The following is a 14,016-nucleotide window of genomic DNA, read 5'->3' as shown; positions in this document are numbered from 1 at the left end:
CGTCGGGTTACGGCTGAAGTTGTGGCAAAGGCGCGTGACGTGACCGTCGCCGACATCCACGAGTCCATGGGCACGCGGGGTCGGAGCGCCTTGCTCGGCGCGCGCCTGCGTCCGATCCGGGAGGGGCAGCCCAAGATCGCCGGCCCGGCGGTCACTGCGTTCTGCTGGCCCGGTGACAACCTCATGATGCATCGCGCGCTGTACCTGGCCCAGCCCGGCGATGTGCTGGTGGTGGTTTGCCAGGCCGAGCTGTCTGGTGCGCAGTGGGGCGATCTTGCCACCCGCTACGCTTTGCAAAAGGGCCTGGCCGGTGTGGTGGTGCAGGGCTGCGTGCGCGACGTGGACCAGGTCCGCGCGCTCGGCTTCCCGGTGTGGTCCACCCACATCTGGCCCATCCACCCCGACAAGTGCGGGCACGGTTTCGTCAACGCGCCGGTGGTCTGTGAGGGTGTCGAGGTGAGGCCCGGTGATCTCATCGTGGCCGATGGCGATGCCGTGATCTGCATCCCCCGCGACGACGCGGACCAGGTGGTCACCGCGGCCCTGGCCAAGATGCGCAAGGAGGACGAGGCGGCAGAGAAGGTTCGCGCGGGCGCTGCGGTGTGGGAGCTGAGTGGTGCTGCCGCGATTTACGCAGGCATGCAGGTGCAGGAGATCGACGCGGCTTTCGACGACTGAGGCCATGAGGCTCTGCGTTTTCGGCGCCGGCGCGGTCGGCGGTTACCTCGCTGCCCGTCTGCTGGCATCGGGGCAGCACGAGGTGTCTGTGGTGGCACGGGGCGAGCAGCTCCGGGCCATCGCCGCCGGCGGCATCACCTTGGTCACGCCGGAGGAAACCCTGGTGGTGCGGCCCGCGCTTGTCACCGACCGCGCCCAGGCCCTGCCTCCACAAGACGTGGTGTTCGTCACCTTGAAGGCGCATTCGCAGCCCGCTGCCGCGCAGGACATGGCCGCGCTGCTTGGGCCTGCGGGCACCGCCGTGTTTCTCAACAACGGGATCCCGTGGTGGTGGCACCACCGGGGGCCAGCGGTACCCGGAGAGCCTTTGCCCTTGCTGGACCCGACCGGCGCGCTGTGGAACGCTGTCAGACCCCAGCGCGCGCTGGGCGGTGTGGTTTATTCGGCCAACGAGGTGCTGCGACCCGGCGTGGTGCAGCATACCGCCAACAACCGCTGGGTGCTCGGTGAACCCGGCGGTGGGCTGTCGCAGCGCTTGCGCGTCATCACCGGCCTGCTGTGTGGGGCAGGGCTGAACGCCGAGGCGGGGCCCGACATCCGCACCGAGGTGTGGGCCAAGCTGTTGCGCAACGCACCCATGAATGCCCTGTGCGCGCTGACGCGGCTGCCCGTGAACCAGCTCGCGTTCGAGCCTGCGCTGTTGGGCATGTACGAAGCCGTGATCGATGAAGTGGCTGCGGTGGCGGCGGCCCACGGCGCCGATCTGTCTGACCGCATCGCGGTGGCTAAGTCGGCGCCCCGGCTGGGCGCAGCAGTGGATGGCCGGGCCGCACCGGTCATCCGCCCATCCATGCTGCAAGACACCGTGCTCGGGCGCGGCATGGAGATCGAACCGATTCTGGGTCAGGTGCAGGCGTTTGCGAGGGCGGCGGGCACCGCCTGCCCGGTGCTCGACCTGCTGCTGCCGCTGCTGCGCGGGCTTGACCGCTCGGCCGGCTTCACAGCGGCATGCGCTCGTCCTTGAGCACGCGCAGCACGAAGCTCGACTTGCTGTGGCGGATCCCGGGGATCTTGTAGAGCTTTTCGCGCAACAGCCGCTCGTAGTCCCGCGTGTTTTTCACCGCGATGCGGATGTAGTAGTCGTAGTCGCCCGAGATCAGGTAGGCCTCCATCACCTCGGGGATGGTGGCCAGCGTCTTGCCGAACGCGTAGAGCGCTTCGTCGGTATGGCTGTCCAGAGTGAGTTGCACGATGACCGTGTCTTGCCAGCCGAGCTTGGCGCGGTTGAGGTCGGCGGTGTAGCGCTTGATCACGCCTTCGGCTTCGAGTCGCTTGATGCGGCTCCAGCAAGTGGTGGGCGAGAGGTGCACCGCAGCGCCGATGTCCTGCAGCGTCTTGCGCGAGTCGGCCAGCAGTTCCCGCAGGATGGCCATGTCGAAGCGATCAAAGCTGACCGGTGATTCTTCGTCTGAATCAGGATTTAGAAGATTGATTTTTGCCTTTGCCACCGAAACACGCCCCATAAATGGAAAACATTCTGGCAGTTTCGCAGAAAAATATACGCATGAAAACACGCGCCACTGAACACCTTTCCGAAGACCCCCCGACCGAGGTCGAACCGGCTCGCAACGGTGCCGAGCTGCTGCTCGACACCCTGCTGGCGTGTGGCATCGACACCGTCTTCGGCTACCCCGGCGGTGCGGCGCTGCCGCTGTACGACGCGCTGTACCAGCGGCCCGCCCTGCGCCATGTGCTGGTGCGGCACGAGCAGGCCGCCGTGCACGCGGCCGAGGGCTATGCGCGTTGCACCGGCCGGGTGGGGGTGGTGCTGGTCACCTCGGGGCCCGGTGTCAGCAACACCATCACCGGCCTGCTGGATGCGCACAGCGACGCCATCCCGGTGTTGTGCATCAGCGGTCAGGTGGCCACGGGGGTGATTGGGACGCAGGCCTTCCAGGAGAGCGATGCCATCGGCATGTCGCGTCCGGTGACCAAGTGGAACCACCAGCTGCGCGATGCGCGCGAGGCGGTGGCCGTGGTCCGCAAGGCCCTGTACATCGCCGCGTCTGGCAAGCCGGGACCGGTGTTGCTGGACGTGCCCAAGGACGTGCAACTTCAGCGCGTCGATGCCGCGAACACGGTGGGTGAAGACGGACCGGCAGCGGCGCTTCCGCTGCCTTCCGGGGCGTCGCTCCGGCGCGCGGTCGAGCTGATCGGTGCCGCGCGCCAGCCGGTGCTGTACGGCGGCGGGGGTCTGATCAACGCGGGGACGGCGGCCTGCGAAGCGTTCACACAGCTGGCCCGCCAATGGCACCTGCCCACCACACTGACCCTGATGGGCCTGGGCGCCTTCCCGGCGTCGGACCCGCGCTTCCTGGGTATGCTCGGCATGCACGGCACGCTGGAGGCCAACCAGGCCATGCACCACGCCGACCTGATCATCTGTGTCGGTGCCCGATTCGACGACCGCGTGACAAGCAAGCTCGCTGACTTTGCGCCCCATGCCAGGAAGATCCACATCGACATCGATGCCAAAAACATCAACAAGGTGGTGAATGTCGAGGTGGCGCTGCACGGTGACTGCGGCGCCGTGCTCGGGGCCTTGCTGGCCGCGCTGCCCACGAAAGCGCCTGCTGCGCAGCGGCTGGACGCCTGGTGGCAGCGCATCGCCGGATGGCGCGGTTTCGACAGCCTGGGCTTCACGCCGCGCAGCGACGCCATCCTGCCGCAGCACCTGATGCAGGCGTTGCAACGGCAACTGGCCGACCGCGACGCCATCGTCTCCACCGACGTGGGCCAGCACCAGATGTGGGCCGCGCAACACCTGCGCTTCGAGAAGCCGAGGCGATGGTTGACCTCGGGCGGCGCGGGCACCATGGGCTACGGCCTGCCGGCGGCCATCGGTGCGCAGATCGCGCACCCCGAAAAAACCGTGGTGTGCGTGAGCGGCGACGCATCGATTCTCATGAACATCCAGGAGCTGTCCACGGCGGTGCAGCACGCTACACCGGTCAAGGTGGTGCTCTGCAACAACACCCACATGGGCATGGTGCGCCAGTGGCAGCAGTTGATCCACGGCAACCGGCTCAGCCACAGCTGGAACGCGGCACTGCCGGATTTTGTGGCGCTGGCCAGGGCCTTCGGCTGGGGCGCGCGGCGTGTGGATGCGCCGAATGAGCTCGCGGACGCGCTGGCCGAATGCCTGGCCTTTTCAGGTCCGTTTTTTCTCGACGTGCGTGTCGTGCAGCAGGAAAACTGCTACCCCATGATCCCTGCCGGCCGGGGCCACCAAGAATTGATGCTGAGTGACCAGCGCTGGTACCCGCAGGAGGCCGCAACCACCCGCTGACACCGCGTTCTTCGTCCACCAAGTTCCTGTTCGCGCAGCACGGCCATCCGCCGCGCAGCGCCCCCGGGCTGAGCGATCACCACCCCCGACCGCTCCAGCCTTCACGCGTCCTACCGGAGCCGCTTCATGAAAAACGTGTCACTCGATGACAAATACACCGCGACCACAGGTCGCATCTATCTGAGCGGTGTGCAGGCCCTGGTGCGCCTCATGCTCGTGCAGCGGCAGCGTGATGCTGCACAAGGCCTGAACACCGCGGGCTTTGTGTCGGGCTACCGAGGGTCACCGCTGGGCGGCCTGGACGAGGCGCTCTGGTCGGCCGAAAAGCACCTGAAGCAACACGGCGTCAAGTTCTTGCCAGGGCTCAACGAAGAGCTGGCTGCCACGGCCGTCTGGGGCACCCAGCAGTTGGACCTGACAGGAGGGAGCGAGCGTGACGGCGTGTTTGCCATGTGGTACGGGAAGGCGCCCGGTGTGGACCGCTGCGGCGATGTGTTCAAGCACATGGCCCACGCGGGCACCTCGCGCCACGGTGGCGTGCTGCTGGTGGCGGGCGACGACCACGGCGCTTACTCTTCCACACTGCCCAACCAGAGCGATCACCTGTTTGCCGCCTCCATGATTCCCATGCTCTACCCGCAGGGTGTGGAGGACTACCTGGAGCTGGGGTTGCACGGCTTTGCGATGTCGCGCTTTTCCGGTCTTCCGGTGGGTTTCAAGGCCTTGGCCGACACGGTGGAGTCGTCCGGCTCCATTGAGGTCGGCGATCACCTGCAGCCCTGTGTGTTTCCCGAAGATTTTGTGGCGCCCGACGGCGGACTGCACGCCCGGCTGTCCACCGACACGCTGGGCGTCCAGGCGCGCAAGCAGGAAGCGCTCATGCAGGACTACAAGATCTACGCCGCCATCGCCTACGCCCGCGCCAACCGGCTCAACCACGTCACGCGAGACGCGCCGAACGCGCGGCTGGGCATTGTGGCCTCGGGCAAGTCCTACCGCGATGTGCTCGAAGCGCTGGAGGAGTTGGGCATTGACGAAGCACGCGGCGCCCAGCTCGGGCTGCGCCTGTTCAAGGTGGCCATGCCCTGGCCGCTGGAGCCCGATTCGATCCGCGAGTTCGCCGACGGGCTGGAGGAAATCCTGGTCGTGGAAGAAAAGCGCCAGATCGTCGAGTACCAGCTCAAGGAGCACCTGTACAACTGGCGCGACGATGTGCGACCGCGCGTCATCGGCAAGTTCGACGAGCAGGGGGAGTGGGTGCATCCGCGCGGGCGCTGGCTGCTGCCCGCCACGACCGACCTCTCGGTGGCGCAGATTGCCCGGGTGATTGCGCAGCGTATCGGCCGCTTTCACCAGAGCGAAGCGATCCGCGACCGCCTGGCCCTGCTGGACGCCAAAGACACCATCCTGCGACAGGCCGTGGCCACACCCACCCGACCCGCGTGGTACTGCTCGGGCTGCCCACACAACACCTCCACCCGCGTGCCGGAGGGCAGTCTCGCGCTGGCTGGCATCGGCTGCCACGTGATGGCCACGGCCATCTTCCCCGAACACAACAAGACCACCACCCAGATGGGGGGCGAGGGTGCGCCCTGGCTCGGCCAGGCCTGGTTCTCCAGACGGTCGCACGTGTTTGCCAACCTCGGCGACGGCACCTACTTCCACTCGGGCTCGCTGGCGGTGCGTGCTGCGGTGGCTGCGGGCGTGAACATCACCTACAAGATCCTCTACAACGACGCCGTCGCCATGACCGGTGGCCAGCCGGTGGACGGGCCGCTGACGGTACCGCGCATCGTCCAGCAACTGGCCGCAGAGGGGGTGAGGCGCATCGCGCTGGTGGCCGAGGAACCCTCGCGCTGGGCGGACCGCGCCCTGTTTCCGGCCGACCACGCACTGCTGCGGTTCACGGTCAGCCACCGCGACGACATGGACGCGGTACAACAGGAGTTGCGTGAGTTTGAAGGTGTGTCGGTGCTGGTCTACGACCAGGTCTGCGCTGCCGAAAAACGCCGTCGGCGCAAGAAAGGCGAGTTTCCCCAGGCCGCCAGCCGGGTGGTGATCAACGAGCTGGTGTGCGAAGGCTGCGGGGACTGTGGGGTGGCGTCCAACTGCACGTCGCTGCAGCCGCTGTCCACGCAGCTGGGCTTGAAGCGCACGGTCGATCAGTCGTCCTGCAATGCCGACCTGTCTTGCATCAAGGGTTTTTGCCCGAGTTTCGTCACGGTGGAGGGCGTTCAACCGCGCAGGCCCAAGGTGGTGGAGCAGGGCGTTGCCACAGCCGGGCTGCCCTTGCCCGCGGAACCAGTGCAGAAGCGGCTTGAGGGCCTGCACAACATCCTGATCACGGGCATCGGTGGCACAGGGGTGATGACCGTGGGCGCGCTGATCGGCATGGCCGCCCACCTGGAGGGCAAGGGCGTGTCGGTGCTGGACATGACCGGCATGTCCCAGAAAAACGGCTCAGTGACCTCACACGTGCGGCTGGCGATGGCGCCGTCGTTGCTGCTGGCTCAACGCATCCCCACTGGCGAGGCCGACCTGATCCTGGGCTGCGACATGTTGACCGCCGCAGCGCCAGACGCCATCGGCCGTATGCAACCTGGCAGGACCGTTGCCGTGATCAACACCCACGAACAACCCACGGGCCACTTCGCCCAACAACGCGACTGGCAGTACCCTGCGGATGCTTTAAAAACCCTGATCAAGGACAGCACGGGCGATGGGGCGGTGTTTCTCGGCGCCACCCAGCTCGCCACGGCGCTGCTGGGTGACGCGATCGCCACCAACCTCTTCATGCTGGGGTTTGCTTTCCAGAAAGGGCTGGTGCCGCTGTCGTCGGCGTCGCTGCTCCGGGCCATCGAGATCAACGGCGTGGCGGTGAAGGCAAACCAGGAAGCGTTCATGTGGGGTCGCCGGGCCGCTGTCGATCTCGCCGTCGTCCAGCGCATGGCCGCCCCCGAGCAGGCCATCGTGCTGCAGCGGCCAGACACGCTGAAAGCGCTGGTGGCGCACCGTGCCGAGTTCCTGACCGCTTACCAGAACCCGCGCTACGCCCTTGAATACACCCGCTTCGTGGAGCGTGTGCGCGAGCTTGAGTCCAGCACCGTGGGGGGTGACCAACTGGCGCGCGCCGTGGCGGTCAACCTGTTCAAGCTGATGGCGTACAAGGACGAGTACGAAGTGGCCCGACTGTTCACCGATGGGGCCTTTGAAAAGCGCCTGGCCGAGCAGTTCGAGGGGCAGGGACGCATCACGTTTCACATGGCACCCCCCGTGCTGGGCCGGCGCGATGCGCACGGTCTGCCGGTCAAACAGGCCTACGGTTCCTGGATGCGACCTGCCTTGCGTGCACTGGCCTCCCTCAAGTGGTTGCGCGGATCGCGCCTGGATCCATTTGGACACAGCGCAGAAAGACGCGGAGAGCGCGCGCTCATCGTGCGGTACCGAAGCATTGTCGAGAAGCTGCTGGAGCGGTTGGGCGGCATGGACCCGGAAACGGTGCTGGCTGTGGCTCGCGTGCCCGAAGACATCCGTGGTTACGGACATGTGAAGGCGAAGGCGATGGCGGCGGCCGATGCCAAGTGGCAGCAATTGCTCTCAGGCGTTGAACGGAGTCGGTGATGTCCACTCCTTGCTTAGAGCCTGTTCACGATCTCTCGGCGTAGCCTGAAAATACCTGTGTGAGAAAGGAAATATGCCAGCGACATCAGCCGAGAGAAGTTTGAGGAAGTTCTGCCTTTGCGGCAGAGCGTTCGCCGACGCACAAAGCCCACGAAGGTGGATGTGTACGAGGTGTTCTGCTCGGTGCTGTATCTATCGCGAAGTGGCTGCCAGTGGAGGATGCTGCCAAGCGATTTTCCCAAATGGCGCACGGTGCATTCGTACTTTGCCAAATAGAGTGAGCCCGACCTGCAAGGCATCAGCGTGCTGGAGAGGGCTTAAAAAACAGGTTGGCGCGGTCCGCGAGAAACTGGGGTGCAACGCACAGCCGACGCTATTGATCGTGGACGCGCGGAGCGTGAAGAACACAGATGCGGCCGGCAGCAAGGGCTATGACGCGGGAAAGAAAGTCTCGGGTATCAAGGGCCGCATTGCCGTGGACACCCAGGGACTGCCCCATGCCATTGAGGTAACCCCAGCCAAGGTGACGGATCGCAAGGAAGCGTTGCAGACGAGACGTCGGGGCAAGGCAAGTCTGGGCGAGCGGAAGGTTCCTCAAATAGTCAAGGCGCAAGCAACTGCAAGGCCCGCGCCCGCACCAGTGCGGTCGCTCGGCTTTTAACCCGCAGCTTGCCGTACAGATTGGTGAGGTGCCATTTGACGGTGGGCAGTGACAGCGTCATGCGGTCCGCAATTTGCTGGTTGCTCAACCCCTGGGCCAGCAGTTCGAGCATCTGGAGCTCCCGTGTCGTCGGCGCTTCCACCGGTGGCCCTGCCACAATGGTCGCCACTGGCCGATCCTGCGTTGAATCCGGCGCGGTTCGCTCCCTCCATTGGGCGAGCAGGGCGATCTCGTCGGGCTGGGTGAGGCTCAGTGCCTTGTCCGACAGGCCGGCCAGGATCCGTGCCACTGTGGCGTGGCGCTCCAGAAACGGGTGCAGCAAGCGGCGACGGGCTGCCCTGGCGATGGCAAGATTCAGCGCTCGAAGTGCAAGCCGCTGCTGGTCTGCCTGTACGTGCAGTTCCGCCGCAAGCAGGTGCAGTTCGACCGCCTCCCTGGCCGAAGTGGTTTCTGATCGCAGTAATCGATTGATCTCTTGTAGGAGTGTCTGGCGGTTGCCTCCAGTGGAGGCCAGCATTCGCAGCGTCAGCAGGCGTTCCTGCGCTGACGACACGGAACCGGGCCGCACCTTCAAATCCAGCAGTTGTCGGCGGGCAAGCGTTTGCGCGTCGCCGACGCGACCCAGGTCGAGCAACCTCTGAATTTGCAGTATCGACAGTGCCCGCTGTGCACGTGGCGGGTAACTGCGTGCCACCGCTTCAAGAGCGTGGGGACCGAACACGTGATCGTCGCTACCGTCCCACAGTGCCACGCAGGCAGATAGTCCCTGAACTAAGGTTTCCGTGAGCCCGTGCTCCGAGGCTCGCGCCAGCCCGGCCATGGCCTTGATGTGCGCGATTTCCGTTTGCCCGCGATCCAGCAGTGCACGAGCGTGCACGAAATCAATGGTGGCTACGATGCCGGTATCCTCGCCGAGCGCGGCCGCGACAGCGGCGCGCAGTTGCGTGAGGATTTTGTCGGCTTCCACCGGTTCGCCGTCAACCAACTCGATGCACGCGCCCACGGTCAGCGCCCACGCGTGACCATAGTTTCCCGGTTTGACGGAACTTCGTGCCAAGGCTGTGCGGCACTGCTGCATGTAGCGGCGCGCCGCAGGGATGTCCTCCAGGGAGAGTTCGGCTGTCGAAGCCGCCGAGGCCACGGTGACGATGCCCATGGGATCGCGGTGCGCGCTGTCCTGCAACCAGCGTTGCGCTTCCTTGCGCACCGTGTCCATCATGTCCAGGTAGATTGCTACCACGGTACGAAGCAGACCAAGGCGTGCGTGAATGCTCTTCAATTGCCCCAGTGGATCGAGCTCGGCAAGCCGATGACCAAGCGCATCCATGGCGCGATGCGCGCGTTCGTACTGCAGGGTAAAGCAGAGCGACCAAACATACCAAGTATGCGCTTCAAGCGACAAGGTCACGCCGCACGCGAGCAGTTGTTCTACCCAGCGGATGTAGAGCGTGAGGCGACCTTGCCGGCCGGCCACTGGCCGTGCCACCCGGTCCAGCATTCGCGCGGCAAGAATCGGTGACGGCGCTTCAAGCGCTGCCTCGAGTGCAGCCACGTCGTCGCCCTGTTCCTCGTACCAGTGGGCCGCGCGTTCCAGTATCTCGTGGCGGCGTTCGCGCGGCAGGCGACGGCGGCCCTCGTCCATCAGGTACTGGCGCAGCAGTGTATGCATGCGAAGCCAGTTGTGGCTCCGGTCGAGTGGAAAGACGAGCAGGTTGCGGTCCACCAGGTCGCGGATCCATGCTGCCGCTTCGGGCCGGCCCGTCACATGCGCTGCCAGTTCGGCACTGAACTCCCGCAGCGGCGCGATCTCCACCATGAAAGTGGCACGCTCCACATCAAAGCCGGCCAGCACGCGGCGCGTGAGGACGTCCGCCATCTCACGGTCAGTGCCGCCAAAGCGCGCGAGCACTGAAGCTGCATCGCCTGATTCGGCCATCAGAATCTGCAGAAGCCGGACAGCAGCCGGCCAGCCTTCCGTCAGCTCCTGCACGCGGGCGACGGTGGCCACGTCGTGCGCCACGCCGGCCATTCGCAACACCTGCTGGACGTTCTCTCGGTCGAAGGCCATGTGAGCGGCATGGAGTTCGACCGCACCCAGTTCCATACGTGCACGCGTCGCATCGATGGCCAGGTGGTCAATTCCGGACAGGACCAGCCGCAATTGCGGCGGGCCGGCGAAGACGAGCCGCTCCAGCAGCGACTCCAACAACGGATCGGTGCAGAAGCTGAGGTTGTCCACAAACAATGTTGTCGGCCCCGCAAGCCGCTCCAGCAGGTAGAGCAGGCGCTCGATGGCCCGCTGCGGTTCGTCGACCGGCAAATCTGACGTAAAAGCAGCGCTACCCGCTGCGACCATGGCGGCCTGGGTGAGGTCGAGGATGGCGCTGACCGAGACGTCACGGTCATCCAGGGTGATCCACAGGCAGCGCTGGCCTCGATCCTGCATGGTCTGATGTAGGCGCCGCAGTATCACCGTCTTGCCGTAGCCGGGCGGAGCGCAGACCGTGACCAGCCGGGTCAGCATCACGTTGCGCAACAGGATCTCCGCTGCGCTGGGCAAGACTGCTTCAAACGCCAGTTGGGGCGGAGCCAGCTTGCCGCGTGACACGGCCACGTCGCGTGGTGGCTCGTCATCGTTGGGAGGGAACGGTGCGGTCGGCAGTTGCAAAGTGTCAAGCCTGAGGAGGGTTAAGACAGTAAATTGTGCTGACACGCACGGCGCAGTGCCCCAACCAAAGTATGGCATCCGATGCGTGTTTGCCCTAGACAGGGCTCTGCGTATGGGAGCAGGAACTTCGGGTTCTCCATGACGCCAGACCCGACTTTAGGTGGGCTCGCTGTCTGGCCACGGCTCCTACATTACCCCTAAAGAAGGAGACAGACATGACCGCGTTTACTTGGAGTGGACCGACCGCTTCAGCCCTCGTTTTCCGCGCCCTGCGCCGCTACCCTGAACGAACGGCGTTCTCGTGGCGCGGCGGGTCGCTCACCTATGCGGGCGCCTTGGACCTGATCGGCCGGCTGCAGGTTTCCTTTGCGCTGGAACCCGATCTTCCGTCGCGGGTCGCCATCCTCAGTGGGAACCGGGCGCAGGCGTGGTGCGTGGAAGCGGCCGTCCAGGCGATGGGCAGCGCGGTCACTTGGCTCCACCCCTTGTCCGGACTGCAGGAGCAACTGGACCAACTGGCTGATGCCGGCGCGCAGCACCTTGTGGTCGACGCAGAAGGATTCGCTGAGCGCGGCGGCGAGCTTGCCGCCGGGTGCGGCCCGAACACGACGGTCTGGTCCCTGGGCCCGGGTAGCTTCGGCCGCGACCTGCTTTTTCTGGCGGCCAATGCAGGTGCCGTGACAGCGCGGGACTTCTCGCGCCCAGACAGCATTGCCACGCTCAACTACACGGGCGGAACGACGGGCAAATCCAAGGGGGCGATGCGCCGCCAGCATGCACACGCCGCCATGTGGCGGGCCATCCTGGGCGACTTCGAGTTGCCCGCCGTTCCCCGTTACCTTGCTGCTGCCCCGATCAGTCACGTGGGCGGCACCAAGGTGGCCCCTGTCCTGCTGCGCGGGGGGACGGTCCAGCTGATGCCGCGGTTCGATCCGGGTGAGTTCCTGGTCACGGTGCAGCGCGAGAAGATCAACATGAGCTTGCTGGTGCCCACCATGGTGTATGCGCTGCTCGATCGCCCCGAATTGGATCGCACGGACTTGAGTTCGCTGGAACTGCTGATCTACGGTGCGGCGCCCATGTCCCCCACCCGGTTGACGGAAGCGCTGCAGCGCATCGGCCCCGTGTTCTCGCAGCTGTACGGCCAGACCGAGTGCTACCCGGTCAGCGTGCTGCGAAAGGCAGATCACGACCCGAAGCGGCCGGAGCTGTTCGCTTCCTGTGGCGTCCCGATCACGGCCACCGAGGTCTGCCTGCTCGACGACAAAGGTCAGCCTGTGCTGCCGGGAGAGCCCGGCGAGATCTGCGTCCGCGCGCCTCAGGCGATGGAGTCCTACTGGCAGCGTGAGGATCTGACCCGCGATGCCATCGTGGACGGCTGGCTTCATACCACCGACATCGCACGGGCCGATGCCAATGGCTACCTGTTCATCGTAGACCGGAAAAAAGACATGGTCATCAGCGGCGGATTCAACGTGTACCCGCGTGAAGTCGAGGATGTGCTCACGACCGACCCTTCTGTCGCTCAAGCCGCTGTCATTGGTGTGCCCGATGAAAAATGGGGTGAAGCGGTGATGGCGATCGTGGTCGCCCGCGCCGGAGCCACGATTGACGTCGAGCGCCTGACGCGCATGGTCCGCGACAGGAAAGGAGCGCAACACGCGCCCAAGCGCATCGAGGTGAGAGAAGCACTTCCCCTAACCGCGCTTGGAAAAGTCGACAAGAAGGCGCTTCGTGCACCTTACTGGACCGGCATGGAGCGCCAAGTCGCTTGAACGCCCAAAGCTCACGCCGTACAGACCAATCCTCACCACCATCCATAGCACATTGATCATGACACACCGCTTCCAACGCAGAACCATGGTGTTCGCCCTCGCCGCCGTTGCTACCCTTCCCAGCGCTGCGTGGGCCCAGAAAAAATACGACCCCGGCGCCTCGGACACCGAGATCAAGATCGGCAACATCATGCCGTACTCGGGTCCGGCTTCGGCCTATGCGACGGTCGGGAAAGCGGCAGCGGCCTATTTCGACAAGATCAACGCGGAGGGCGGGGTGAACGGTCGCAAGATCAAGTTCTCCTCGGCCGACGATGCCTACAACCCTGCAAAATCGCTTGAGCAGGTCCGCAGGCTGGTCGAGCAGGAAGAGGTGCTTGCCATCTTCCTTCCGCTGGGGACACCGACCAATTCGGCCATCCAGAAGTACCTCAACGGCAAGAAAGTCCCGCAGCTGTTTGTGGGGTCTGGCGCGACCCGCTGGGGCGATATCAAGGAATTTCCCTGGACCATCGGCCTGCAGCCCACCTACCAGGCCGAGTCTCAGACCTTCGCGGCGCATGCCCTCCAAGCCAAGGCAAGTCCCAAGATCGCGGTCTTGATGCAGAACGATGACCTCGGCAAGGACTACCTCAAGGGATTGATGACGGCGTTGGGGGACAAGGCGAAGTCGGCAATCGTCTCGCAGCAGACTTACGAAACGACGGATCCCACCATCGATAGTCAGTTGATTGCGATGAAGGCATCCGGTGCAGATTCGCTGATGATCTTTGCCACGCCGAAGTTCGCCGCCATGGCCATCAAGAAAGCCGCGGAGATTGGCTGGAACCCGAACCGTTATGTCGCGAGTGTTTCGGCATCCATCAGCTCCGTTCTCAAGCCTGCCGGCGTGGACGCATCCAAGGGAGCCTATAGCATCACCTGGATTCGCGAGCCGGCAGACGTCACCACGCAAGCCACGAAGGAATACCAGGAGTACGCCGCCCTCCTGAAGAGGTACTACCCTGAGGGTGACCCGACCGATTCACTCAACGTGATCGGCTACTGCTACGCCCAGGCGCTTGTTCAGACGCTCAAGCAGGCGGGGGACCAGCTCACCCGGGAAAACCTGATGAAGCAGGCGCTGAACCTGAACATGACCATGCCCATGTTGTACCCCGGTACCAAGGTCCAGACAAGCCCGACGGACGGATACCCCATCAAGGACCTGCACCTGATCCAGTTCAACGGAACGAAGTACGAAGCGGTCAGGACTGCAAAGTAA

Annotated in this window: 8 protein-coding genes and 1 pseudogene; 7 read left to right on the top strand and 2 right to left on the bottom strand. The window is 64.9% G+C overall.

What is annotated here, in order from left to right:
- Positions 1-39 precede the first annotated feature (39 nt).
- Both IM738_RS10595 and IM738_RS10590 read left to right on the top strand, forming a co-directional pair.
- A complete protein-coding gene (locus IM738_RS10595) occupies positions 40-678 on the top strand; it encodes an RraA family protein (protein ID WP_226493180.1) in 639 nt (212 codons plus the stop codon).
- A gap of 4 nt (positions 679-682) precedes the next feature.
- Positions 683-1,702, top strand: coding sequence for a ketopantoate reductase family protein (locus IM738_RS10590; protein WP_236965823.1), 1,020 nt, complete (start codon positions 683-685; stop codon positions 1,700-1,702).
- On the opposite strand, the gene IM738_RS10585 is transcribed toward IM738_RS10590, so the two are convergent.
- Positions 1,677-2,111, bottom strand: a complete 435-nt coding sequence (locus tag IM738_RS10585) for an Lrp/AsnC family transcriptional regulator (RefSeq protein ID WP_236965822.1) — start codon at positions 2,109-2,111, stop codon at positions 1,677-1,679. The genes IM738_RS10590 and IM738_RS10585 overlap by 26 nt on opposite strands.
- Before the next feature lie 131 nt (positions 2,112-2,242).
- Here IM738_RS10585 and ilvB point away from each other — a divergent pair, with 131 nt between their 5' ends.
- The 3 genes and pseudogenes from ilvB to IM738_RS10570 form a co-directional block, all read left to right on the top strand.
- Positions 2,243-4,027 carry a biosynthetic-type acetolactate synthase large subunit gene (ilvB, locus tag IM738_RS10580; protein WP_236965821.1) on the top strand — a complete coding sequence of 595 codons (1,785 nt, stop codon included), beginning with the start codon at positions 2,243-2,245 and terminating at the stop codon, positions 4,025-4,027.
- A 126-nt stretch (positions 4,028-4,153) separates the two neighbouring features.
- Positions 4,154-7,648: an indolepyruvate ferredoxin oxidoreductase family protein gene (locus IM738_RS10575; RefSeq protein WP_236965820.1), complete on the top strand. Its 3,495-nt coding sequence runs from the start codon at positions 4,154-4,156 to the stop codon at positions 7,646-7,648.
- Between the two features lie 84 nt (positions 7,649-7,732).
- A pseudogene (locus tag IM738_RS10570) lies at positions 7,733-8,225 on the top strand (IS5 family transposase); the annotation flags it as partial.
- Between the two features lie 25 nt (positions 8,226-8,250).
- Here the strand turns inward: IM738_RS10570 and IM738_RS25920 are convergent.
- Positions 8,251-10,977, bottom strand: coding sequence for a LuxR C-terminal-related transcriptional regulator (locus IM738_RS25920; RefSeq protein ID WP_272907848.1), 2,727 nt, complete (start codon positions 10,975-10,977; stop codon positions 8,251-8,253).
- Positions 10,978-11,192: 215 nt separating this feature from the next.
- Between IM738_RS25920 and IM738_RS10560 the strand changes: the two genes are divergently transcribed.
- Both IM738_RS10560 and IM738_RS10555 read left to right on the top strand, forming a co-directional pair.
- Entirely contained in the window at positions 11,193-12,752 is a 1,560-nt protein-coding gene (locus IM738_RS10560; RefSeq protein WP_236965819.1) for an AMP-binding protein, read from the top strand.
- Positions 12,753-12,837: 85 nt separating this feature from the next.
- A complete protein-coding gene (locus tag IM738_RS10555) occupies positions 12,838-14,016 on the top strand; it encodes an ABC transporter substrate-binding protein (RefSeq protein WP_236965818.1) in 1,179 nt (392 codons plus the stop codon).

Origin of the sequence: Hydrogenophaga sp. SL48, from assembly GCF_021729865.1 — a bacterium.
Taxonomy (GTDB): domain Bacteria; phylum Pseudomonadota; class Gammaproteobacteria; order Burkholderiales; family Burkholderiaceae_C; genus Hydrogenophaga.
The sequence above is the reverse complement of the archived record's forward strand: the minus strand, read 5'-3'. Positions and strand labels throughout refer to the sequence as shown.

What these genes read in the sequence shown, in the direction of transcription:
- IM738_RS10585 (WP_236965822.1), bottom strand. Translation starts at nt 2,111, where the DNA reads ATGGCCATCCTGCGGGAACTGCTGGCCGACTCGCGCAAGACGCTGCAG.
- IM738_RS10590 (WP_236965823.1), top strand. Translation starts at nt 683, where the DNA reads ATGAGGCTCTGCGTTTTCGGCGCCGGCGCGGTCGGCGGTTACCTCGCT.
- IM738_RS10555 (WP_236965818.1), top strand. Translation starts at nt 12,838, where the DNA reads ATGGTGTTCGCCCTCGCCGCCGTTGCTACCCTTCCCAGCGCTGCGTGG.
- IM738_RS10575 (WP_236965820.1), top strand. Translation starts at nt 4,154, where the DNA reads ATGAAAAACGTGTCACTCGATGACAAATACACCGCGACCACAGGTCGC.
- ilvB (WP_236965821.1), top strand. Translation starts at nt 2,243, where the DNA reads ATGAAAACACGCGCCACTGAACACCTTTCCGAAGACCCCCCGACCGAG.
- IM738_RS10560 (WP_236965819.1), top strand. Translation starts at nt 11,193, where the DNA reads ATGACCGCGTTTACTTGGAGTGGACCGACCGCTTCAGCCCTCGTTTTC.